Genomic DNA, 618 nt, shown 5'->3' with positions numbered 1-618 from the left:
ACTACGTGGTAGGTCCGGGCATGGCGATGCCACACGCTCGCCCTGAAGATGGCGTTAACCGTTTGTCACTGGCGATCACGGTGATCCAAAACGGCGTCAACTTTAACTCTGAAGAAAATGACCCAGTAAAAATGCTGGTCACGCTAGCGGCAACGGACAGTAATAGCCACGTTGATGCGATTTCGAAACTGGCGGAATTGTTTATGAATGAAGAGCACGTAGAGGCCATCTGCAACGCTCAAAGCAAAGAAGATGTTCTTGCGATCATCGATAAATACTGAGTTTTACTCCTGACATACCCCATTCACAAATGGGTATACCCCCTATAAAAAAGAAAAGGTCTGAATTATGAAAATTATGGTTGTTTGCGGTCACGGTCTTGGTACTAGCCTAATGATGGAAATGAGCATCAAAGGCATCGTGAAAGAATTGAATGTAAACGCAGAAGTGGATCATATCGATCTAGGCTCTGCAAAAGGTACGGATTGTGACATCTTCATCGGTACTAACGACATCGTTGAACAGTTGAACGCACTTGGCGTTGAACCTCGCATCGTTGCGCTTGATAACATTGTCGACAAAGTTTCAATGAAAGAGCGTCTATCTGTAGCACTTCAA

Annotated in this window: 2 protein-coding genes; both read left to right on the top strand. The window is 44.8% G+C overall.

Annotated features, from left to right (window positions below):
* The coding region (locus R7P74_RS27460) for a PTS sugar transporter subunit IIA (RefSeq protein WP_318123841.1) at nt 1-281 on the top strand (281 nt) is incomplete at its 5' end.
* Between the two features lie 67 nt (nt 282-348).
* On the top strand, nt 349-618 hold a 270-nt coding region (locus tag R7P74_RS27455), incomplete at its 3' end, for a PTS sugar transporter subunit IIB (protein ID WP_318123838.1).

It is taken from the genome of Vibrio sp. 2033, assembly GCF_033339735.1.
This window is presented reverse-complemented; position numbering and strand designations above follow the sequence as displayed.